Origin of the sequence: Gemmobacter nectariphilus DSM 15620, from assembly GCF_000429765.1 — a bacterium.
Classification (GTDB): Bacteria; Pseudomonadota; Alphaproteobacteria; order Rhodobacterales; family Rhodobacteraceae; genus Wagnerdoeblera; species Wagnerdoeblera nectariphila.
The window spans coordinates 189102-211429 of the sequence record NZ_AUCM01000008.1 but is presented as its reverse complement, the minus strand read 5'-3'; the positions used below and the strand labels follow the sequence as shown (position 1 = coordinate 211429).

Sequence of the window (22328 nt, the reverse complement as noted above, 5' to 3'; positions counted from 1 at the left end):
GAAGAAGCGCGGCACGCGCCTCGACCGTGAGCGCCCCATCACCGGCACGCGGCTGCTCCGCGAATGGCAAGGTGTCGAGTACATCGTCACCGTCACCGCCGACGGCTTTGAATGGCAGGGGCGGCCGTACAAGTCGCTGTCCGCTATCGCGCGCGCCATCACGGGCACGCGCTGGAATGGCTGGGTGTTCTTCGGCCTGAAGAATCGGAGGGCGCGGACATGACGAAGGCCCCTACGAAATCAGGAATGGTCCGGAAACTCCGCTGCGCGATCTACACTCGGAAATCCTCCGAGGAAGGGCTGGAGCAGGAGTTCAACTCGCTGCACGCCCAGCGCGAGGCATGCGAAGCCTACATCGCCAGCCAGCGCTCAGAGGGGTGGGTGCTGGTCCGCGATCAGTATGACGACGGCGGCATCTCGGGCGGCACGCTCGAGCGCCCGGGCTTGAAGAGGATGCTGGAGGACATCGAGGACGGGCTTGTCGACGTGGTGGTGGTCTACAAGATCGACCGCCTCAGCCGCTCGCTCGCCGACTTTGCTAAGCTGGTCGAAGTGTTCGACCGGAACGGCGTAACCTTCGTCTCCGTGACGCAGTCGTTCAACACCACCACGTCGATGGGCCGGCTGACTTTGAACATCCTCCTCTCGTTCGCCCAGTTCGAGCGGGAGGTCACGGCCGAGCGCATCCGCGACAAGGTCGCCGCCAGTCGGAAGAAGGGCATGTGGATGGGCGGGGTGCCGCCATACGGTTACCGGGTCGAGAACCGGAAGCTGGTGATCGACGAGGAACGCGCGGAGCACGTCTGCTGGATCTTCGCGCGGTTCATTGAGATCGGCTCGGGCACGGAACTGGCGCGGGAGGTCGCAAAGCGCGGGCTACGCACGCCCCGCGGCAACCGGATCGACAAGAAGTTTCTTTACCGGATGCTGAACAACCGCGCCTATATCGGCGAGGCAGTGCACAAGGGGCAGAGCTATCCGGGCGAGCACGACGCGATCATCGACCGCGAGACATGGAACCGCGTCCACGCCATCCTGCAGGAGAGCCCCCGGAAGCGAGCTGCCCGCACCCGCGCCGAGACGCCGGCGCTCTTGAAAGGGCTGCTCTACGGCCCGGACGGCGCGGCGTTCTCGCCCAGCCACACCCGCAAGGGCGGCAAGCTTTACCGGTACTATGTCAGCCAGACGGTGCTGAAGCATGGCGCCGGGTCATGCCCGGTCGGCCGGGTGCCGGCGGGCGATATCGAGGCCGCCGTCATCGACCGGTTGCGCGCCGTGTTCCGCCAGCCGGAGATCGTGGCGGGAACGTGGAAGGCCGCAAAAGCGCAGGGCGGCGACATCACCGAAGCAGACGCCCGCGCGGCGCTCCAGCAACTCGACCCGCTGTGGGACGAGCTCTTCCCCGCCGAGCAGGCCCGCATCGTGGCGCTGCTGGTCGAGCGCGTGGAAGTCGGCACGGACGGGCTGAACGTCCGGCTCCGCGTCGACGGGCTCGGCAGCCTCGCGCGAGAGATGCTGGCCGGCGGGATCGGAGAAGCCGCATGACCCGCGGGGCTCCGATCCCCGAGACGGTCACGCTTCACGTCCCATTCAGGATCGTGAAACGCGGCGGGAAGAAGGAAATGCAGATGCCCGAGGGCGCCACGCAACCGCGGCGGACCGACAACGCGCTGGTCAAGGCGCTGGCCCGCGCGTTCCGCTGGAAGCGGATGCTGGAGTCGGGCGAGTTCACCACCATCGCCGAACTGGCCGAGCACGAGGGCATCGCGCCCTCCTACATGACCCGCGTTCTGCGCCTCACGCTCCTCGCACCCGACATCGTGGATACAATTCTGGAAGGGCGGCAAGGGCCGGACGTGATCTTGGCCCGGCTGATGTACGGGTTCCCGGAGGAGTGGGAGCGGCAGAAGAAGTCTTTCTGACATTCTCGACACTGCCCGTCCAATCCTCGTCTTGATCCTAAAATCATCGCGTGATTGCTTGGGCTTGATCCAGTTCTCTGGAGATTGCTCGCGTTTCAGTCGGGAGGGCGTTGTGCCGGGGCCTCAAGTTGATGGATTGGTTGAACGTATCCGCCAGGCGCTGCCACGGCATGGCAATCTCGAAAGCGCGGTTGCTGCCGTTCGCGCCGAACTCGACCTCCTCTCCCCCGGGCTTGCAGCTAATCTGTCCGGCGAGATCGACGAAGCCGCCGCCATCGTTGCCCGCGAGTTCGAACAGATCGAGATACTCCACAGCCACTCGGTGATCAGGAAACGGCCGGAATGGTACTTCGGCCCGAGACCGTCGGACCTGCACTGGCCTGCCGTGAAGTCCTTCCTTCTTAACGAGAAGAAGTGGCACGAGGACGACGTGCGCGGCATTGATGACGCATCGAACGAAGTGGTCTCACTTCTTGAGAACCCGCGGGATCCGGCGAGGAGCCAGTTCTCCTGTCGCGGACTGGTCGTCGGCCACGTCCAGTCGGGCAAGACGGCCAACATGACGGCCGTCATCGCCAAGGCACTCGATGCAGGTTACGACACAGTGATCGTCCTCGCCGGTCTGACGAACAAGCTGCGCCATCAGACCCAGCTCAGATTGTATTCCGACCTCGTGCGGCGCAATCCCCTAAACTGGCAGGTGCTCACGTCGAACGAGGTGGACAGGGATTTCCGGGCTCCGCCTCAGGGCGGTTTCCTCTCCCATTCCGACAAGGCGCAGCTGGCCGTCATCAAGAAGAACGTCTCGCCCCTTGGAGAACTGCGCAAGGCCATCAGGGAGACATTGCCGGCTGTGTTGCAGCAGCTCCGGGTCCTGGTCATCGACGACGAATGCGACCAGGCAAGCGTGAACTCGGCGCGGGGCGAGCTCGACATGACGGCCATCAACCAGCGCATCCGCGAACTTCTCGGACTTCTCCCGGCTGTTACCTATGTCGGCTACACTGCCACTCCCTTCGCGAATGTGCTGATCAACCCCTACCGTGTCGACGGCCAGGAGCTCGACGATCTCTATCCACGGGACTTCATCACGGCTCTGCCGAAACCAGATCGGTACTTCGGCACCGAGCGTCTGTTCGGGAAGACGCCGGTCGACCCAGAGGACGTGCGGCCCGACGAGGAAGGGCTCGACATGATCCGCGACGTGCCGGATGAGGACGAGGCGGGGCTGCAGCCGCGCAGCAGGAAGGAGCGTGACGCCTTCCAGCCTGCCATGACGCCGAGTCTCGAGGCCGCCATCCTCTACTTCCTCGCATGCTGCGCCGCGCGGCGCGCCCGTGGACATGGGGACCAGCACATGACGATGCTGGTGCACACATCGGCCTACGTTCGTGCGCACGAGGTGGTTGCGGCGCTGATCGAGGGCTGGGTCGACGTGCACCGCAAGGATCTTGTCGATCCGGCATCCGACATAGGATCCCGGCTCGGTCGGGTCTGGGACGAGGAGCAGGGACGACTGCCGGACGACCTGACTGATGCGAAGCCGGTCACACTGGAAGATGTCTTCCGGTATCTGCCGGAAGTGCTCCAAAGCATCGAGTTCCCGGTCGAGAACGGCGCAAGCGACGACAGGATCGATTATTCCGGCGGGCCAAAGACCTACATCGTGGTCGGCGGCTCCATCCTCGCTCGGGGCCTGACCCTCGAAGGCCTGATGGTCAGTTATTTCCTGCGAACGGCAAACCAGTACGACACGCTACTCCAGATGGGACGCTGGTTCGGCTACCGGCCCGGCTACGAGGATCTTCCGCGGATCTGGATGCCGAGCGATCTCAAGCTGCGATTCAGGGCGCTTGCCTCCGTCGAACAGGAAATCAGGGAGGACATCGAGCAGTATCGGCTCCGCGACCTCACGCCGATGGACCTGGCGGTCCGGATCAGGGCAATTCCCGGCATGGCGATTACTGCGGCAAACAAGATGCGCGCCGCGAGGCGCTGTGCTGTCAGCTACTGGGGAACCCATCGCCAGACGTTCCGTTTCGCTCACACTGACGCTGGACTGCTCGAAAGGAACTGGGCAGCAGGCAGCGAACTTGTCAGCCGTATCGAGGCGCTTGGCCTGCGCGATCGGGACGCAGGGGAGCGCAAGCTCTGGCGCAACGTGCCGAGGTCGTCGGTCCGCAGATTCCTCGAGGCCTATTCCGTCGAGTCCTCCCAGGCGGACCTGCTGCCGGCCATGCTGGTCCCGTTCATCGACGGGCCGGATCCGCGCCTTTCATCATGGAACATCGGTATCGTCGAGTCCGGCCGCGGTCGCCATTCCGATGCTCCTCTCGGCACGATCGGTTCCGTCAGGACGGTCAACCGCGCAAGGTTGAAGGACACGAGCGGGATCGCGGACATCAAGGCGCTCATGTCGAGACGCGATGTGGTTTTCGACTGCGGCAACACTGTCGGAGGCAACGGAAGCTGGGAGGAACTGAAGGCGGCGAGGCTGGACTCGGTGGGACAGGTTCCGCTTCTCCTGCTCTATCCCATCGCGCGGGACTCGCGCCCCGAGCGCGAGAGCAAGGCGAGAGTGCCGCTCGATGCCGTGCATGACGTGCTCGGCATCGGGATCGTCTTCCCCGGATCGGTCACGGAGGGCGGGAACTTCGTCTCGGTGGAGCTGCAGCCGCTGTCGGCCGAGGAACTCGCCGCGATCGAGGAAGAGGAGGCCGCGCAGACGGAGGCGGCAGGTGTCTGAAAGCGAACAGGAAAGCCCGCCGCAGGGACGCTGGAACGTCCTTCGGGCAGGCCACATCGACGGAGATGGTCTCGGCATCCCCTCGCGGCCTCTTGGCGCAACGACGAAGGCGGGGCCGATCCGGCTGGCCATCGGTTCCGGCGGGGAAGCGCGGCTGCTGGTGCCGCTTGTGACGGGCGAGAAGATCGGTGCTCTCGAGACGGGCAGTGCCTTGAAGATCGGCTTGACGACTCTCACGCATGGGCAACGCGCGATCCGGTTTCTCGATGTCATCTGCATGTCGCCGGATCTCGAAGCCGTATTCGGCGAGGTCGTGGATGACATCGTCCGCCGTCTGGCCGACCGGAAGGACGGGGTCGCGGCAGTGGCAGGTGCGCTCGATGACTTCCGCGAACTTCTCGTCCCGCCAGCAGGGAGAGAGATGGACAGATCGCGGGTTGTCGGCCTCGTGGCCGAGCTGGTCGTGTTGAACCGGCTCCTTGACATCTCGCCGTCGGCCTGGCGCTGCTGGCGCGGGCCGGCCGGAGACCGGCACGACTTCCGGGCCAGAGACGTCTCGCTGGAGGTCAAGGCATCGCTCGGCGCAGGGGCCCGCGAGGTCACTATCAACGGCATCGATCAGTTGGAACCGCCTGCGGGCGGATCGTTGCACCTTGCGCATCTGGTCCTCGAGGCGGTCGAGGGCGGCCTTCTCACAGTGGCTTCGCTCGGAGACAGGGCCTTGCTGCGCGCCGACGACCCCGCGGGACTGCGGGCGCTGCTCGCTGCAGTCGGCTGCACGGACGTGCATGACGCCGCATGGAACCGTTTCGCATTCAGGGCGGAGGCAGAACGCCTCTATCGTGTCGGCCCATGTCTTCCCCGGATCGTGCCTTCGAGCTTTGTCGGAGGGATGATCCCTGCAGGTATCGTCGATGCGACCTACAGGATCGATCTCGGGCATGCCTCTGACGCAGAATGCCCGCCGGCTGAATTCGCCTCACTCCTTCAGGAATTGTCCGGATGACCTTGAGCCCGCTTGAGCTCCATTCCGAGCCTTACGGTTCGACCGGAAACATCGGCGAGAACTTCCGCCGTCTGCTCGGTGCACCAACACTCGATCCGTTGCAGACGGTCATCCGGGAATCTGTCCAGAACATTGCCGACGCCGCGCGACCGGGCGTCGGGCCCGAGATCCTGATCAGGCTGCGGACTCTCTCGGAAACCCAGCACGACATCCTTCGGAGCGTCGTCCTTGCCGAGATTCCGGAGGAGCCGCGTTCGTCCGCCACGATCTCGGGCTTCCTCGAGGCCGAAAGTGCGGTCGTACTCGAGATCTGCGACTTCGGCACTGTGGGCCTTGGCGGCCCGACACGATCAGACCGGATCCCGGTGGGAATCGAACAGACCAACTTCATCGACTTCCTTCGCAATATCGGCACAGCTCGGGACACCGAACAGGGGGGCGGCACCTACGGCTTCGGCAAGGTCGCCCTGTATCGCGCCAGCGCGTGCAGCACGATCATCGTCGATACGCTGCCCGACGGAGCCGGTCCGGAGGGGCGGCGCCTGATGGCATGCCATGTCGGCCGCTCCTTCGAAAAGCCGGAGAACGGGATGAGGAGGCGCTTCACAGGCCGTCACTGGTGGGGCGTCAGGGATCCAGCCGACGGGATCGCCGATCCGGCAACGGGTGCTGCCGCCTCAGCACTTGCCGGCCATATCGGTCTGCCGGCACGCGGACCCGGCCGATCGGGGACATCGATCATGATCCTCGGCTTCCAGACCGACGAGGGCGATCTGACGGCAACCGGAAACCGGATCATCGAGACACTGCTTTGGAACTTCTGGCCGCGGATGATGCGCGACGCCCCCGCTAAGCACCGGTTTGCTTGCAGGGTGATGGTGGAGGATCGGGAACTGCCCGTTCCGACGCCTGAAGAATTCGCCCCGTTCGATCTTTTGTGCAAGGCGATGAGCGCGGCGCGGGCCCGCAAGGGGAACGATGTTCGGCAGATCGAGTCCCAGAGGCCACAGAAGTTCCTCGGGACGCTCGCGATCGAGAAGGGCCTGCGGTCGCTCAGGCGTCACTTGACTGCAGATGAGGACGCCCGGCTTTTCCCCGAGCAGATGCACCACGTTGCACTGATGCGCCCCGTCGAGCTGGTCGTGAAGTATCTCGAGGGCAATCCGCTCCCCGACGCGCGGCTTGAATGGGCAGGCGTATTCATCGCCAGCGACGAGGATGAGGTAGAGCAGGCCTTCGCGGATTCCGAACCGCCTGCCCACGACGACTGGGTTCCCGACAACCTGCCGAAAGGGAACGAGAAGCGCTACGTCAACATAGCGCTGAAGCGCCTGAAGGAAATCGCTTCCGAGATGGGCATGGAGCCGATCTCGCGAAGGCCGGGGGACGGATCCGGCCCGCCGCTCGCCCGCCTTGCCGGGCGTCTCGGGGCTGTGCTCGAAAACGTCGGGGGCGACGGTGCCGGTCGGCGGCGAGGTTCCGGAGGTTCCGGCGGTGGGCGTCCATCGAGGGCACGGGCAAGTCGTCCCGTCTTCCAGCGTCTCGAGGCGGGCGATGCCGGGCGAATTGCCGTCTTCCTGACGGAGGTAACGCAGGACACGCGGCGAAGCGGCGCGAAGCTGATTGCCTCGGCTTCTGTCGCCGTGGAAGGGGCTACGCTCGGATCGGCCGACGACGCCGTCGGCAGGCCCGACGTCCTGTCCGTCAGGTGGCTGGCCGGAGAGGCGGAAACCACCGGCAACACGCTCGATCTCAGCGGCCGGGAGGGATGGTTCGAGATCCGTGTCCGTGTGCCGGATGACTGCGCGGTTACGGCGGATGCGGATGTCATACCAGAGGCCGCCTCATGAACCGCCGGGTCGCGTTTCCGTTCCTCACGCTTTCCGAGGCCGCCGTGGAAGCGTCGGCATGGGAGATTTCGCTGGACGGTGTCGAATGGTCCGCGTCGGGCGAGTTCCTTCCTCACTGGGACAGCGCGACCGACATCCGAGTTCGCAGGACGATTCGCCTGAACTTCGACCAGGCAGCGTCCGATCTCGGCATTCCCGTCGATCAGCTCGCCTTTGCCGCCTCGGTTAGGATCGGGACGGGTCAGGGCAGGCTGCCACGCCTGATCCTCTCCCGCACGCACCGGGACCTCCGACCGGGCGACACGTCCTGGGAGTTCGATCAGACCATCGAGGGGCGCCGGCTTTCGATGATCCTCGATCTGCAGACGGAGTTCCTGTTGGCGAATGCCCCCACAGAGGCTTCGGCGCTGTCACCCGACCATCCCGGTGACCGGCTCTGGTCGGAGACTATTCGGGTCAGGCTCGAGGGCGAGGAGCCGCGCTTCCCCATCGAGACGGTGGACCTCGCGCAGATGCTCGGTGGCGGAATTGCGGGTGCTGCGCCGTGGCACCTGCACTGGTCGCCTGGGGACTGGACGCGAGACTTCCACGGAGCGGTTCGCCTTTACCTTAACGCGAAGTCCAGCGAGACCCTTCAGCGGATCGAGGACGAGGACCCGGCCACGATCCAGTTCCTGCTTGGCGATGTCATGAGTCAGATCTGCGAGCGTTTTCTTGCCGACCCCGAAGCCGAAACGATGATGGATGCGGCAGAGCCCGGGTCACTCGGCGCCCAGGCCGCAACGTGGCTGCGCAAGGCGTGGCCCGGCAAGGACGCTTCCTTCATCCGTTCTGTCCTTGAAGGCCGTCCGGGCGTCTTCCGCTCCACGATGCTTGCGCTCGCCGAGCCGGGAGTTCCGGAATGACGTTTCTGCTTCCAAGACTGCCCGGTCCGGCCTGCGATGTCATCGTTCGCAGGTTCCTCGAGCATGGCCCGTCGGCATGGGCCGGCTTTCGCCCCGATGCCCTTCCCGATCAGGTGCGCTTTGCCGCGACCGGAGGCGCACCCGTCCCTCCAGCGTCCCTCGCAACCGTGCGGCAGGATCTCGTCGCAATTGCCCGGAAACATGGGTTTGGACAGCAAGGTGCCCGGCAGTCCCATGCCGGCTTCGATGCCGAGACCGCAGCCTGGCTTGCTCGATCCGACCTCTTCACTACCGGCGAGGCGCTTCGGGATGATGTCTGGGCGTTTGTTGCCGCTGTCATTGCCCCGGACATCACCCACTGGCGCTTCGGCAGCTCGACAGAGCGCTACGCCGGAGGTGTGCGCAATACCTTCCAAAGGCTCTGGATGCGTGGCCGTGCACTCGATCGGGGGCCGGGGCATGCCGAGCGTTGGAGATTACTGGAGGCGCTGACCGAGGATGCCCTCGTGCAGATTACCGAGCGACCGAGCATCGGGGGCGATCACGTTCTTGCCCTTGCCGTCGCAGAGGCATGGCTCCGCGCTGCGCGCCATCATGGCAAGGGGGCCATGGAGGACATCATGCGTCGCGCGATCCTCCGCATCCGGGTCCGCAACGAGATCAGGTCCCTTGCGGACCTGCCGCGGGGCGATCTCGCCAGTTTCCTCGACGGGGTTTTCGGCGTGCCCGATCAGTCCGCCCCCACTCGAGGCGGAACGTCGGGGATCCTGGACAGCCCCGACGCCGCACCTGGCAGGCGATCGGAAGACGGCAAACAGGTTGAGGTACTTGAGGCCGAGCTCTCGATGTCGGGGTCGAGCATGGCGGATGCTGCCCGGAAAGTGAGGCAGGAATCCGGGAAGCGCGGTTGGCTTTCACCGAAGTCGCAATCCGCGCTCGAAACCCTTCAGGAAGGCCACGCTACTCTTGACCGGGGAGAACGTAACGCTCTCGACTATCTCCTCGGCAAGCTCTCTGACGCGGGCGTCCTGGCCGAAGAAATCTCGCGGCTGCGAGCAGCCATTTCGGAGGCTTCGGTCCCTGGCGGTTCGCAAGACGGCGGTCCGGAAAGGCCGCGCAAGAGAAGCTGGGCGATCTGGCGGGCGAGGTAGGGCGGCACTGCATTGCCAACCTGCACGTACTGCTGCGTCCGGTTCCCGAGGAACAGGTAGTCGTCCGGGAAGGTCTGCAGGCGCGCCGCCTCGCGCACGGTCAGGCTGCGGCACTGCATGGGATCGGGGTGGATGAAGTAGTGGCCGTCCTTCGATATGTGGCTCGTGACCGTGGTCGATGGCTCGCCGGCGAGCTGGACCCGGAAGCGGTCGTTGAAGACGCCGCTGTGCCAGTTGCGGTGGTCGGGGCTGAGCGACAGCGGGAAATCGGCGGCCTTGGGGCTGTAACCGCGTACCGCGCCGAAGACGGCTGCGAACAGATAGCGCCCGAGGTCCGAGGGCATGTGCCCGCGTGTCTCGTGCTGGGCGAAACCGCGCAACGCAGGGCGCTCCAGCCAGGCGAGGAGTTCGTCGTTCGACGTGCCGTAGCCCTCGGGGCGCCATGCCGATAGACGGGGTGCCAGCTGTCCATCCTTCAGGCCCGTCGCAACGGCGAAAAAGGCGTCGCGCAGCGGCCCGTCTTCCTTGCCCCGGTGGGTGCCTGCCAGCAACCGGGCGGCCTCGACGACCTCTCGCCGCCAGCTCGCCGGGTCATCGCGACCTCGGCTCAGGCCGCTGCGCAGGTCCGGCATCATGCCGATGGCGTCATCGACAGTCCGTGTCACCCCGGAAACCGGTACACTCGTCCCGGTGGCCCTGTCCGCCAGATCTGAGCGGATGCCGACGATGATCACCCGGTGACGCCGCTGCGGCACCCCCCATTCCTCGGCGCGGACGATGAAATCCGAAGACTGTGCGGCCTCCTGCAGACTGGCCCTGCCGTCCGCCACCCGGATCGCCCGCATCTCGTAGTGATGCCCCCGCCCGGTGCCGAGCGAGGCGAGGTCTTCCATCAGCATCTCGAAGACGAGGCGGCTTTCGACCGTCGAGGACAGCATGCCCTTGACGTTTTCCATGACGAAGGCGACGGGGCGCAGGCGGTCGAGCACGCGGATGTACTCGCGGAAGAGATAGTGCCTCTCGTCCTCCTCGGGGACGTATCCGACCTTCCCCTTCGCCCGAGCGCGCCCGACAAGCGAATAGGCCTGGCAGGGCGGGCCGCCGATCAGGATGGTGTCGTCGAAATCCCGGCGCAGCGCACCGATGGCATGATCGATGGCGGCGGCAGCCGGCTCCGTCCCGAGTTCGAGGCATTGCGCCTCCGCCGTCGCATGCTGCCAGGCCGCCGCATCCACCTCGCTCCAGTCGGGCTCCGGGATCAGTCCGGCGTGGAAGTCGATGAAGGCCTTCGGCAACGCCCCGAGACGCGCCTGATACGCCCGCAGAAAGGCGCGCAACGTCAGCGTACGATGCGCCGAGGCCTCCTTCTCGACCGAGATGCCGATCCGGAACGGCGCGTGGCCGCCGACATCGAGGGACGAAAAGCCCTCGCCCAGCCCGCCAGGGCCGGCAAACAGATCGACGATGCCGAAAGTGGCTGGCAAATCAGGGGCCTCTCGAATTCGGATTACAAGCTGTATACCAGGTCCGGACGCAGAGGCCAGGAGGCAAATGGCGGACATCGTCGACAGACAGACCCGCTCGCGGATGATGTCCGGGATACGGGGCAAGGATACGAAGCCGGAAATGGTGCTGAGGCGCGCCTTGCACGCGCGCGGCTTCCGGTATCGGCTGCATGGAAAGGGTGTCCCCGGTCGGCCGGATATGATCCTCGCGAAGCACCGGGCCGTCATCTTCGTGCATGGCTGCTTCTGGCACCGTCACGAAGGCTGCCGTTACGCGACCACGCCCGCGACCCGCCCCGAGTTCTGGGCAGAGAAGTTCGCCGCGAATGTCAGGCGCGATCGTGCGGCATGCGAGGCGCTGATTGCAGATGGGTGGCGCGTGGCGACAGTATGGGAATGCGCGTTGCGAAAGCCGAACCAGGTCACTGCGACCTGCTCTGCGCTGGTCTCATGGCTGGCAACTGGCGCGCCCAGTATCGAGATCGGCGAAGGCGACATTCGCCACACGGAATGACTGGAGTAGTGCTGAAAGCAACCCGGGCTGATCTTCCGAACGCCTCGCCTCATTGGCGAAGGTTCGATATTCGTTCCATCTCGACAGGTAGCCCCTGTCGTCGAAGTCAACAGCTTTTCATCGACCGAAACGATGATATTTCAACATCTTGCATGAACTGAACCTTTGCACGTCCAGTCAACAGGTCCAGAGAATATCGGCCCTGAGAGACCGCTTCCGGGCGCCCTGGCGCAAGGGCCAGTGCTCAGCCCGACCCGCATAACCCTCGAAAACAACGGAAAAATCCGGCCGCAGCCGGATCGGGAGAAAGCTTTCACAGGGTCAAGTGGCGGACAGTGAGGGATTCGAACCCTCGAGACGGTTCCCCGCCTACACACTTTCCAGGCGTGCGCCTTCGACCACTCGGCCAACTGTCCAGCAAGGGCGTGATAGCCATGCCGACCCGGCATTGCAAGGGGGTGTCGCCAAACAGCGGTATCTCGCGAGGGGCTGTGTCCCTTGGGGACGCGCGGAAAGGCTGAACTTGGCTCTTGCTTCTATTTTGAGAATGATTATCAATCGCAACATGGCAGTGGAGAACCCGATGAAACGTGTCTGTCTTGCTGGGCTGCTGATGGGGGTCCTGGCTTTGGCTGGCGGGGCCAGGGCGGCGGATGGGCCTGTGCCGGTGCTTGCGACTGTCGGGATGATCGGGGATCTGGCGGCGACCATCGGCGGCGATTGCGCGGCGGTCGAGGTGCTGATCGGGGCAGGCAGCGATCCGCATATCTATCAGCCGCGCGCCTCGGACATCTCGCGCCTTCAGGCCGCCAGGGTCGTGCTCTATGAGGGCTTCAATCTGGAAGGCCGGCTGGGCGCTGTGCTGGATCGGCTGCGACGCGACCGTGTGGTTGTCGCGGTTGGCGAAGAGGCGGTGCCGGCCGACATCCTGCTGACCTCGCATGGGGCGGTGGACCCGCATCTGTGGATGGATGTGTCGATCTGGGCGCGGCTGGTTCCGGTCATCGCCGATGTGCTGGGGGGCGAGCGGCCGGGGTGCAAGGCCGATATTGCGGCACGCGCGGCCCGGTTGCACAGCGAACTGTCGGCGCTTCATGCCTGGGTGCGCGAGACGCTGGCCAGCATTCCCGAGGGGCACCGTGTTCTGGTGACGGCGCATGATGCCTTTGGCTATTTCGCGCGCGCCTATGGCCTGCATCAGGTCGCCATCCAGGGATTTTCAACCGTATCCGAGGCCAGCGTTGCCGATATCCGCTCTGTCGCGGCCGAGGTGGTGACGTCGGGGGTGCCTGCGGTCTTTGTCGAAAGCACGATCAACCCGCGCACGGTTCAGGCCATGCTTGAGGCGGTGGCGGCCCAGGGCGGGCAGGTGGGCCTGGGCGGCCAGCTCTATTCCGATGCGATGGGGCAGCCGGGGACGGCCGAGGGCACCTATGTCGGCATGATCCGCGCCAATGTGCGCACCATCGTCGCGGCGCTGGGGGGCACGCCGGCGCCTTGGCCGCAGGACCTGGCCGGCTGGGCCGAACGCAACGGGGTGACACCATGATTCAGGCTGGTCTGCACGAGCCGCAATTCGCGCTGCATGTCGAGGATCTGACGGTGGCGTATCGCCATGCGCCGGTGCTGTGGGACATTGACCTTGACGTGCCGCCGGGGGTGATGTGCGCGGTGGTCGGGCCGAACGGGGCGGGCAAGTCGACGCTGCTCAAGGCGGCGCTGGGGCTGGTGCCGCCGGTTGCCGGGCATGTGCGGGTCTTTGGTTTGCCCTATGCCAAGGCGCGCCAGCGCGTGGGCTATGTGCCGCAGCGATCCACAGTGGATTGGGATTTCCCGGCGACGGCGCTGGATGTGGTGCTGATGGGGCTTTACGGCCGGCTGGGCTGGTTTCGCCGCCCCGGCCGGGCCGAACGGGCGCAGGCCATGGCCGCATTGGAGGCGGTGGCGATGGCCGATTTCGCCGCGCGGCCCATCTCGGACCTGTCAGGCGGCCAGCAGCAGCGGGTGTTCATCGCCCGGGCGCTGGTACAGGAGGCGGAACTCTACATCCTCGACGAGCCGATGGCGGGAGTGGATGCGGTGACCGAGGCGGCGATCGTCGCGCTGCTGAAAGGGCTGCGCGATGCGGGGCGCACGGTGATCGTGGTGCATCACGATTTGCAGACCGTGCAGAAGTATTTCGACTGGCTGGTCATGCTGAACGTGCGGGTGATCGCGCAGGGGCCGGTGTCCGAGGTCTATACGCCGGAAAACCTGCGCCGGGCCTTTGGCGGGCGGGTCGCGCTGGTCGGGGGGCAGGGATGAGCGGCGGGCGCTCCCGCAGCCTTGCCCGGCCCGTTCCGGGCCGCACAAGGCTTTGGGCCGTGCCGGGGGGCGCTGCCCCCCGGGCCCCCTTTGTGGCGCTGATGCCGGCGCGGCGCGATCCGTGGCAAGCCGGGGCGCGCGCCGTTGCGGCAAGCGGCCGGGCCCGCCGGACTGACGCGTTCGGACCGGCATTTGGCCAGCCGCAGGGCCGTTGCTTGGCGGCGGCCGCTGGCCATGGCGGGCGTGCTGGTCTGCGCCCCACCCCCCCGATGGGGGCCGCAGCATGACCGGTGGTCTGGATCATACCCTGGGCGTTGTCGCGCTGGGGGCGGCCGTTCTGGGCGCGAGCGGCGGGATGCTGGGATCCTTTGCCGTGCTGCGCCGCCAGAGCCTGCTGGGCGATGTGCTGGCCCATGCGGCGCTGCCGGGGCTGTGCCTTGGCTGGCTGGTGGCTGGCCGGTCGGTCGTGCCGCTGATGGTCGGCGCCTTGCTGGCAGGGGGGCTGGCGGCGCTGTCGGTTCTGGCGGTGGGGCGGTTCACCCGGCTCAAGCCCGATGCCGCGCTGGGGATCGTGCTGTCGGTGTTCTTTGCAGGCGGCGTCGTGCTGCTCAGCTATGTCCAGGCGGTCGGCGGGGCAGGGGCGGCGGGCCTTTCGGCCTTTCTGTTCGGTCAGGCGGCGGCAATGCTGACGGGCGATCTGCAGGCGATGGCAGTGGTCGGGGGGCTGGCGGCCCTGCTGGTCGCCGCCTTCTGGAAAGAGATCGCCGCCGTCTGCTTCGATCCGCCCTATGCCCGCGCGCTTGGCTTGCCGGTCGGGCTGATCGAGGCCTTGCTGACGCTGCTGATGGCCATGGCCATCGTGGTGGGGCTGCAGATGGTCGGCGTCGTGCTGATGACGGCCATGCTGATCGCCCCGGCCGTCGCGGCGCGGATGTGGGTCACACGCCTGTGGCCGATGGTGGCGCTGGCGGCGGCGTTCGGCGTTGTCTCCGGCGTCAGTGGCGCAGTCCTGAGCACCGGGGCGCGGGGCCTTGCGACAGGCCCGCTGGTGGTGCTGGTCGCAACCGCGCTGGCGGCGCTGTCGCTGCTGCTGGCCCCCGGTCGCGGTGTGGTCTGGCGGCTGCTGCGCGACCGCCGTCTGGCCGGCCAGATCGAGGGGCTGCGCGTCCTTGAAACCCTGCGCGCCCTGGCCGAGGCGCATGGCGATGCCGACTATCCTGCCGAGGCCGGCATGATCGCGGCAGCCCATGGCCTGCCGGTTGCCCGCCAGCTGCAACGCCTTCAGTCCGAAGGGTTGGTCGCCCCGGTCACCCATCCGCCCGAACAGACCCCGCATTGGGTGCTGACCCCCGAGGGGCGGGCCCGACTTGACGGGCTCGGAGGGACGAGATGATGGCACCTGCCAACCGCCGCGCCCCCGCCCGCCCCGGCCAAGGCCGGCCCCCGCCCGCCTGCGCGTCATCGCGCCGCCTGTCTGCCCCTTCCCATTCATCTGTCCGCAAATATCCTCGGGGGGTGAATTGGCCGTCAGGCCAAGAGGGGGGCAGAAGGCCCCCCTGCGCCGCCACCCGCCAGGCTCGGACCGCCGGAGGACATAGCAATGCTGGCTGAGGCCCATGTTGCCATCCTGCTGACCGGGGCGCTGGTCGGCATTGCGGCGGCCCCGCTGGGGCTGTTCCTGGTGCTGCGCGGCACGGCGATGCTGACCGACGCCGTGTCGCATTCCATCGTGCTGGGCATCGTCATCGTCTGGCTGCTGACCGGCGTGACCTCGGGCCCGGTCCAGATGCTGGGCGCGGCGCTGGCCGGGGTGGTCACTGTTGGCGTGACCGGCGCGTTGCAACGATCCGGCCTTGTGCGGTCCGATGCGGCGATCGGGCTGGCCTTTCCGGCGCTGTTCGCGGCCGGCATCTTGCTGATCAACCTTCATGCCCGCGATGTGCATCTGGATGTCGACAGCGTGCTTCTGGGCGAGATCGGCTTTGTCTGGCTGGAGACCCTGCAGATCGGCGGGGCCGAGGTGCCGGTCTCGGTGGTGACGCTGGCGCTGGTCGCGCTGGTGAACCTCGCCTTCGTCGCCCTGCTCTGGAAGGAGCTGACGCTGGGCAGCTTCGATCCGGCGCTGGCCGCCGCGCTGGGGCTGGCACCTGGTCTGCTGCATCAGGGGCTGCTGGTGCTGACCTCGGTCACGGCGGTGGCCAGTTTCGATGCGGTCGGGGCGATCCTGTTCATCGCCTTTGCCATCGTGCCATCGGCGACGGCGCTGTTCCTGACCGACCGCCCGGCACGGGCGCTGGGGATTGCCATCGTGGTCGCGGTGCTGGCGGCCGCCTTGGGCGAATGGCTGGCCTTCAGGCTGGACGTGTCCATCGGCGGGATGATGGCGGTGACGGCGGGCGGGCTGTTTGCGCTGGCGCTGCTGCTCGCGCCCCGGCGCGGGGTGCTGGCGCGGCTGGCGCGCCGGCGCACCGAGGCCGCCGAGCAAGAGGCGCGCACCCTGGTCGCCCATCTCTTCACCCACGAAGACGCCCCGGATGCGGCCACCGAATGCACCGACGCCGCCCTGTCGGATCATCTGCGCTGGACGCCCGAGCGCGCGGCGCGGATCATCCTGCACGGGCTCGACCGCGGGCTTGTGGAACGCCGGGCCGAGGTGCTGGCGCTGACCGACAAGGGCCGGGCCGTTGCGCGGGCGATCTTTGACCCGCTGGGGCGCGGCTGATCAGCCCAGGTGGATCCGCCCCGCGGGGTAACGCACGCGCGGCGTCGATCGGGTGGCCAGGAAAAAGCCCAGCGTCAGCGGCCCGACCCGGCCAAGGAACATCACCACGATGATCACCGCGCGGCCGAATTCCGACAGCTCGGTCGTGTAGCCGCGCGACAGGCCCACGGTGCCAAAGGCGCTGGCCACCTCGAAACAGATGTCGAGGAAATGCCCGTCATGCGTGGCCGTCATCAGGAAGATCGCCACGAACACCAGCGTCAGGCTGATCGCGATCAGCGCCATGACCTTGAGCACCTGATCCAGCCCGATGCTGCGGCCATAGGCATGCAACTGGGTCTGGCGGCGAAAGAACGCGACGGTGGCCATCATCATCACCACGACCGTCGTCACCTTGATCCCGCCCGCCGTCGAGGCCGAGCCCCCGCCGATCAGCATCAGCGCGATGAACATCAGCGCGGTGCTGTCGTGCATTCCGGCAATGTCGGTCGTGTTGAATCCCGCCGTTCGCGTGGTGACGCCCTGGAACCAGCTGACGGTCAGCCGGGCGGTGATGCTGTCGAACTGCCCCAGCGTGCGGGGATTGTTCCATTCCAGCAGCGCGAACAGCGCCACCGACAACGGGATCAGCACGGCCGTCCCCATCAGCATGATCCGGGTGTGCAGCGACCAGCCGCCTGGCCGTGCCGGGCCGAACACATCGTGCAGCACCACATAGCCGATGCCGCCGATGATGAAGAGCGCGGGGATCACCACATTCACCACCGGATCGGTGGCATAGCGGACCAGCCCGTCGGAAAACGTCGAGAACCCCGCATTGTTGAACGCCGAGATCGAATGGAATAGCGATTCCCACAGGCCTTGCCACACGCCGTAATGCGGCACGAAGGTCAGGGCCAGCAGCATGGCCCCGGCCAGTTCACAGACGAACACCGCCTTGAGGATCGTGCGCACCAGCCGCATCAGCTGGTGCATCGTGGGCTGGTTCAGATCCTCGCGCAGGAAGGTGTGTCCGGTCAGGCCCACGGGCACGCCAAGCGCGCCCAGGATCAGCACCGCAAAGGTCATCAGCCCCAGCCCGCCCAGCTGGATCAGAAAGGCCAGCACCATTTCCCCGAACAACGTCAGCCCGGCGCCGGTGTCGAACACCACAAGGCCCGTCACGGTGACGGCCGAGGTGGCGGTGAAGATGGCATCCGACCATGTCAGCGGGATGTTGCGGGCAATCGGCAGCATCAGCGCCGCCGCACCCAGCAGGATGAACAGCGCATACAGCCCCGCAAGCATCAGCGGCGGCGGCACGCGCGCAAGGCGCCGGGCGAACGAGCGACGTTTCATGGCAGCCGCCGCCCGGACCTACAGCACATCGCCGAAATGGCGCAGCTCGGGCCGTTTGCCCAGCACGATCAGCTTGTCATCGCGCAGCAGCGGCAATTCGCGTTCGGTGGCGGAACGGAACTCGGTCCCCCGCATCACGCCCAGCAGGCGCAGATCATGGGTCGTGCCGATCCCAAGCGATGCAACGGTGCGCCCTTCCAGCCGTTCGGGGATGACGATGTTGACCACGCTGAAGCCGTTTCCAAGGCTGACGTAATCCTGAACGATCGGGTTGTTCAGCATCTGCGCGATGTGCCGGCCCATTTCCTGTTCGGGCAAGATCACCCGGTCGGCCCCCAGCTTGGACAGGATGCGATGGTGCGTGCGGTTGGATGCCTTGACCCAGATCGTCCCCACGCCCAGCATGCGCAGGTTCATCGTCGTCAGGATGCTGGCCTGAATGTCGCGGCCGATGGCGATCAGGGCAACATCATACTGGTCGATTCCCGCCTCGCGCAGCGCAAGTTCGTCCGTCGTGTCCAGAATGACCGTCGAACTCAGCGTCGGCGCCATCGAGGCCACGCGCCGTTCGTCCAGATCGACGCCGATCACCTGATTGCCGAATCGGGCCAGTTCGGCGGCCACCGCGCTGCCAAAGGCGCCAAGGCCGATGACGGCAAAGCTGCGTGTTTCCTTGGCCATGCTCTCACCCTTGTGATGGCTGCAACCGCGCAACCTCTGCCTGGTGCCAACGCCTGTCAATCCGGCTCACGGGGGGCCGGAGAGGCCAGCAAGTTTTCGCCTATGGCTTGGCAGGCTTCATCGGCACGCCATACAGTTCCAGCCGGTGGCCCTTGAGCCGGTATCCGAGGCGGGCGGCGATGCGTTCCTGCAGTTCCTCGATCTCGGGGTCGACGAATTCGATCACCTCGCCGGTCGACAGGTCGATCAGGTGGTCGTGGTGGTCGCGGGCCGAATCCTCATACCGGGCGCGGCCATCGCCGAATTCCAGCTTGTCCAGGATGCCGGCCTCTTCGAACAGCTTGACGGTGCGATAGACCGTGGCAATCGAGATGCGCGGGTCGATGGCCGAGGCACGGGCGTGCAGCGCCTCGACATCGGGGTGGTCCTCGGCCTCGCCGATCACGCGCGCGATGACCCGGCGCTGGTCGGTCATGCGCAGGCCCTTTTCCTCGCAGCGGGCGATCAGGTTATCGGTCACGGGTGCCCCCTTTGCTTGAAGTCGTGCCAGCCCATAGCGCAGGGTTGCCAGACGGAAAACCCGTTTGCACAGCGCAGTGCGGCCATCCGCGCGAACATCGGTGCAATGCCTTGACCTTTGGCGCGCCGCCCCGCAACCCTGCACCATAGTCTGACAGGAGCCGACATGCCCGCCCTTTCCCCGCGCGAGATCCTTGACCGCCTGGTCGCCTTTCCTTCGGTCAGCCGTGACAGCAACCTGCCGCTGGTCGATTGGGTCGAAGGTTATCTGGCCGACCATGGCATCGCCAGCGTGCGCGTGCCCAGCCCCTGTGGCACCAAGGCGCATCTTTATGCCCAGGTCGGCCCGGCGGTCGATGGCGGTGTGATCCTGTCGGGGCATTCCGATGTGGTTCCGGTCGACGGGCAGGAATGGGACACCGACCCCTGGACGGTGATCGAAAAGGATGGGCGCCTGTATGGCCGGGGCTGTTGCGACATGAAGGGGTTCGACGCGCTGGCGATTGCCGCGCTGGTCGAGGGGGCAGGGCGCCCGCTGAACCGCCCGCTGCAACTTGCGCTGTCCTATGACGAAGAGGTCGGCTGCATGGCCGTCGCCGATCTGGTGCGCGCCATGGTCGATGTGCTGCCCAAGGCGGCTGCGGTGATCGTGGGCGAGCCGTCGATGATGAAGGTGGTGACCGGCCACAAGGGCGGGGTCGGCATCCGCTGCCATGCCCATGGTTTCGAGGTGCATTCCTCGCGCCTGCCCTATGGTGTCAGCGCGATCATGGAAAGCGCGCGGCTGATCCAGTGGGCCAATGACCGCAATGCCGAGAACATGGCCCGCACCCCCGCCCCGCTGGCTGCGGAATTCGATCCGCCCTGGACCACGCTGCATGTCGGCATGATCGAGGGCGGCACGGCGCATAACATCACCGCCAGGGATTGCCGGTTCGTCATGGAAATGCGCGTCGTCCCCGGCGAGAACCCCGAGACCTGGCGCGATGCGGCCCTGGCCGAAGGGGCGCGGATCTCGGCCGCCATGCAGGCGATCCATCCGGGCACGGGGATCGACATGGATCCCATGTTCCGCGTCCCGCCCCTGACCCCCGAGGCGGGCGGCGCCGCCGAACGGCTGGCCCGCCGGCTGACCGGCGACAATGGCACCCATGTGGTCAGCTATGGCACCGAAGGCGGGCAGTTCCAGGTGATCGGCGGCTATTCCACCGTGGTCTGCGGCCCCGGCGACATCGCGCAGGCGCATCAGGCGAACGAATTCCTTGATGTCGCCCAGTTCGAGGCCGGCTGGCAGTTCATGCAGGGCATTCTGGACGATCTGGCCGCATGAGCGGATTTCCGATTTCCGAAGCAACGCCGGTTGCGTTTTCTGATCCCTTGCCGGCGTCCTGCGATCTGGTGATCGTGGGCGGCGGCATCATCGGGATCTGTGCTGCGATCTTTGCCGCGGATCGCGGGCTCAAGGTCGTGGTCTGCGAAAAGGGCCGCGTCGCGGGCGAGCAATCCAGCCGCAACTGGGGCTGGATCCGCCAGCAGGGCCGCGATCTGGGCGAATTGCCCATCGCGATGGAATCGATCCGGCTGTGGAACGCGTTTCAGGCCGAACTTGGCCGCGATGTCATGGGGCTGCGCTGGTCGGGCATCCTCAAGGCCTCGCGCACGGAAGCCCATCTGGCACGCAGCGAGGCATGGTTGCGGCTGGCGCGGCCCTTTGGGGTCGATACCCGTATCCTGACGCGGACCGAGATGCAGGACATGCTGCCAGGTGCTGCGGCGCCCTTTGCGGGCGGGCTGTTCACCCCGTCGGACGGGCGAGCAGAGCCATGGGTGACGGTGCCGGCGCTGGCCCGTCTGGCGCAGGCGCGCGGCGTTGTCATCCGTGAAGGCTGTGCCGTGCGGCGGCTGGAGCTGGCGGCGGGGCAGATCGCCGGGGTTGAAACCGAACGCGGCCGCATCGGGGCGGCGCAGGTGATCGTGGCCGCCGGGTCGTGGTCGCGGCTGTTTCTGGCACAGCATGGGGTGAAGATCCCGCAACTGTCGGTGCTTGCCTCGGTCGCGGCGACCGAGCCGGTCGCCGGGCTGCCCGATCTGGCGTTTTCCGATGGCGATTATGCGATCCGCCCGCGTGCTGATGGCGGGCTGACGCTGGGCCCGGGATCCGAACATGACTTTTTCATCGGCCCCGATGCCTTTGCCAGCTTCTTTCCCTATCTGCCGACGCTGCGGCGCGATTTCCGCTCGACCAACTTTCGGCCCTGGCCGCCGCGCGGCTATCCCGATGGCTGGACGACCCCGCGCCGCTGGCAAGGCGAAAGCCCCTTCGAGGCGATGCGCATTCTGGCGCCGCGTCCCAACATGGCAACGCTTGGCCGCGCCCATGCCGCGTTCCGCAAGGCCTTTCCGGCGGCAGGGCCGCTGCGCGTCCGCACCGCCTGGGCGGGGATGATCGACACCTTGCCCGATGTGGTGCCGGTGATCGACCGCGTGGCGGCGCTGCCGGGGCTGATCCTGGCGACGGGCATGGCAGGGCATGGCTTTGGCATCGGCCCGGGGGTCGGGCGGGTGCTGGCCGACATGGCCACCGGCCAGCCTCCGGGCCATGACCTGAGCCGCTTTCGCTTTGTCAGGTTCGCAGAAGGCGGGCCGCCCGATTTCGGCGCCGCGCTATAGCAGCCCCGGATCGCGGCGCGTATTGGCCACCCGCGCCAGCCGGCGCCGGCCGTCCTTGAGCACCCTTTTGCCATAAAGCGTGCCAAGTTTGCGCCCGTGATCGAGCATCGCATCGCGCAGGAATCGTGTCGCTTCGGCCGAGGGCGCCATGAAGCCGTTGATGACGGCGCAATCGGCCTCGGTCTCGGGGGCGACGGGAATGTCGTCGTGACCGGCCAGCCAGGCTTCGGCGTCGCGGCGGCGGGCAGGAAACCAGCCGCCAAAGCCGACCGGCTGGCCGTCGTCCAGCAAGATGACGTAATGCCCGCGGTTGACCTGACCGATCAGCACCCGCGCCCATGTGCCAAACCGCTGATCCGCAAAGGCGGGCGCCTTCAGGCTGAGCTGCACCATGACCGCCAGCGCAGCATCGGGCGACTTCAGGCGGGCGGCCTGATAGCGCGATCTGCGCTGCGTCGTGGGGCTGTCGCGGTCCATCGGTTTCTCCCGCTGTTT

Annotated in this window: 19 protein-coding genes, 1 tRNA gene and 1 pseudogene; 15 read left to right on the top strand and 6 right to left on the bottom strand. The window is 66.6% G+C overall.

Annotated features, from left to right (window positions below; genetic code table 11):
• The 8 genes and pseudogenes from G481_RS0110260 to G481_RS27030 form a co-directional block, all read left to right on the top strand.
• Positions 1-223 (top strand): DUF2924 domain-containing protein (locus G481_RS0110260; protein ID WP_028029948.1); only part of this gene is annotated, 223 nt, incomplete at its 5' end.
• Entirely contained in the window at positions 220-1545 is a 1326-nt protein-coding gene (locus tag G481_RS0110255) for a recombinase family protein (protein ID WP_028029947.1), read from the top strand. The genes G481_RS0110260 and G481_RS0110255, both read left to right, overlap by 4 nt.
• Positions 1542-1922 (top strand): hypothetical protein, encoded by a 381-nt coding sequence (locus G481_RS0110250; RefSeq protein ID WP_028029946.1) that lies wholly within the window; start codon positions 1542-1544, stop codon positions 1920-1922. The genes G481_RS0110255 and G481_RS0110250 overlap by 4 nt, the downstream gene beginning before the upstream one ends.
• A gap of 136 nt (positions 1923-2058) precedes the next feature.
• Positions 2059-4668 (top strand): Z1 domain-containing protein, encoded by a 2610-nt coding sequence (locus G481_RS0110245; RefSeq protein ID WP_211235195.1) that lies wholly within the window; start codon positions 2059-2061, stop codon positions 4666-4668.
• Entirely contained in the window at positions 4661-5674 is a 1014-nt protein-coding gene (locus G481_RS0110240) for a PD-(D/E)XK motif protein (protein WP_028029944.1), read from the top strand. Before G481_RS0110245 ends, G481_RS0110240 begins: the two co-directional genes overlap by 8 nt.
• On the top strand, positions 5671-7524 hold the full coding sequence (locus G481_RS0110235) for a hypothetical protein (protein WP_028029943.1): 1854 nt from the start codon (positions 5671-5673) through the stop codon (positions 7522-7524). The genes G481_RS0110240 and G481_RS0110235 overlap by 4 nt, the downstream gene beginning before the upstream one ends.
• Positions 7521-8429, top strand: a complete 909-nt coding sequence (locus G481_RS0110230) for a hypothetical protein (protein WP_028029942.1) — start codon at positions 7521-7523, stop codon at positions 8427-8429. Before G481_RS0110235 ends, G481_RS0110230 begins: the two co-directional genes overlap by 4 nt.
• Positions 8426-9130, top strand: a pseudogene (locus tag G481_RS27030) (DUF6339 family protein); the annotation flags it as partial. The gene G481_RS0110230 and the pseudogene G481_RS27030, both read left to right, overlap by 4 nt.
• A 293-nt stretch (positions 9131-9423) precedes the next feature.
• Here the strand turns inward: G481_RS27030 and G481_RS23490 are convergent.
• Complete coding sequence (locus G481_RS23490) at positions 9424-11064, bottom strand: DNA cytosine methyltransferase (RefSeq protein WP_051294454.1); 1641 nt, start codon at positions 11062-11064, stop codon at positions 9424-9426.
• 67 nt (positions 11065-11131) lie between these two features.
• Here G481_RS23490 and G481_RS0110215 point away from each other — a divergent pair, with 67 nt between their 5' ends.
• A complete protein-coding gene (locus tag G481_RS0110215; protein WP_028029941.1) occupies positions 11132-11599 on the top strand; it encodes a very short patch repair endonuclease in 468 nt (155 codons plus the stop codon).
• A gap of 326 nt (positions 11600-11925) precedes the next feature.
• Here the strand turns inward: G481_RS0110215 and G481_RS0110210 are convergent.
• Positions 11926-12015 (bottom strand) — tRNA-Ser (locus tag G481_RS0110210).
• Positions 12016-12182: 167 nt separating this feature from the next.
• Here G481_RS0110210 and G481_RS0110205 point away from each other — a divergent pair.
• The 4 genes from G481_RS0110205 to G481_RS0110190 all read left to right on the top strand — a co-directional run bounded on the left by G481_RS0110205 (position 12183) and on the right by G481_RS0110190 (position 16625).
• Positions 12183-13148 carry a metal ABC transporter solute-binding protein, Zn/Mn family gene (locus G481_RS0110205; RefSeq protein ID WP_035025774.1) on the top strand — a complete coding sequence of 322 codons (966 nt, stop codon included), beginning with the start codon at positions 12183-12185 and terminating at the stop codon, positions 13146-13148.
• Positions 13145-13903, top strand: coding sequence for a metal ABC transporter ATP-binding protein (locus tag G481_RS0110200; protein WP_028029939.1), 759 nt, complete (start codon positions 13145-13147; stop codon positions 13901-13903). The genes G481_RS0110205 and G481_RS0110200 overlap by 4 nt, the downstream gene beginning before the upstream one ends.
• Before the next feature lie 283 nt (positions 13904-14186).
• A complete protein-coding gene (locus G481_RS0110195; protein ID WP_028029938.1) occupies positions 14187-15296 on the top strand; it encodes a metal ABC transporter permease in 1110 nt (369 codons plus the stop codon).
• Between the two features lie 207 nt (positions 15297-15503).
• A complete protein-coding gene (locus G481_RS0110190; protein ID WP_028029937.1) occupies positions 15504-16625 on the top strand; it encodes a metal ABC transporter permease in 1122 nt (373 codons plus the stop codon).
• Here the strand turns inward: G481_RS0110190 and G481_RS0110185 are convergent, their stop codons facing one another.
• The 3 genes from G481_RS0110185 to G481_RS0110175 form a co-directional block, all read right to left on the bottom strand.
• Positions 16626-17963 carry a TrkH family potassium uptake protein gene (locus G481_RS0110185; protein WP_028029936.1) on the bottom strand — a complete coding sequence of 446 codons (1338 nt, stop codon included), beginning with the start codon at positions 17961-17963 and terminating at the stop codon, positions 16626-16628.
• An 18-nt stretch (positions 17964-17981) separates the two neighbouring features.
• On the bottom strand, positions 17982-18644 hold the full coding sequence (locus G481_RS0110180) for a potassium channel family protein (protein WP_028029935.1): 663 nt from the start codon (positions 18642-18644) through the stop codon (positions 17982-17984).
• A gap of 100 nt (positions 18645-18744) precedes the next feature.
• Complete coding sequence (locus G481_RS0110175; RefSeq protein ID WP_028029934.1) at positions 18745-19164, bottom strand: Fur family transcriptional regulator; 420 nt, start codon at positions 19162-19164, stop codon at positions 18745-18747.
• A 165-nt stretch (positions 19165-19329) separates the two neighbouring features.
• On the opposite strand from G481_RS0110175, the gene argE reads away from it, so the two are divergent.
• Positions 19330-20493, top strand: coding sequence for an acetylornithine deacetylase (gene argE / locus G481_RS0110170; RefSeq protein WP_028029933.1), 1164 nt, complete (start codon positions 19330-19332; stop codon positions 20491-20493).
• Positions 20490-21833 (top strand): NAD(P)/FAD-dependent oxidoreductase, encoded by a 1344-nt coding sequence (locus G481_RS0110165; RefSeq protein WP_028029932.1) that lies wholly within the window; start codon positions 20490-20492, stop codon positions 21831-21833. The genes argE and G481_RS0110165 overlap by 4 nt, the downstream gene beginning before the upstream one ends.
• Here the strand turns inward: G481_RS0110165 and G481_RS25130 are convergent.
• Positions 21828-22310: a hypothetical protein gene (locus G481_RS25130; protein ID WP_051294453.1), complete on the bottom strand. Its 483-nt coding sequence runs from the start codon at positions 22308-22310 to the stop codon at positions 21828-21830. The two genes, G481_RS0110165 and G481_RS25130, sit on opposite strands and share 6 nt — an antisense overlap.
• Positions 22311-22328: the final 18 nt, after the last annotated feature.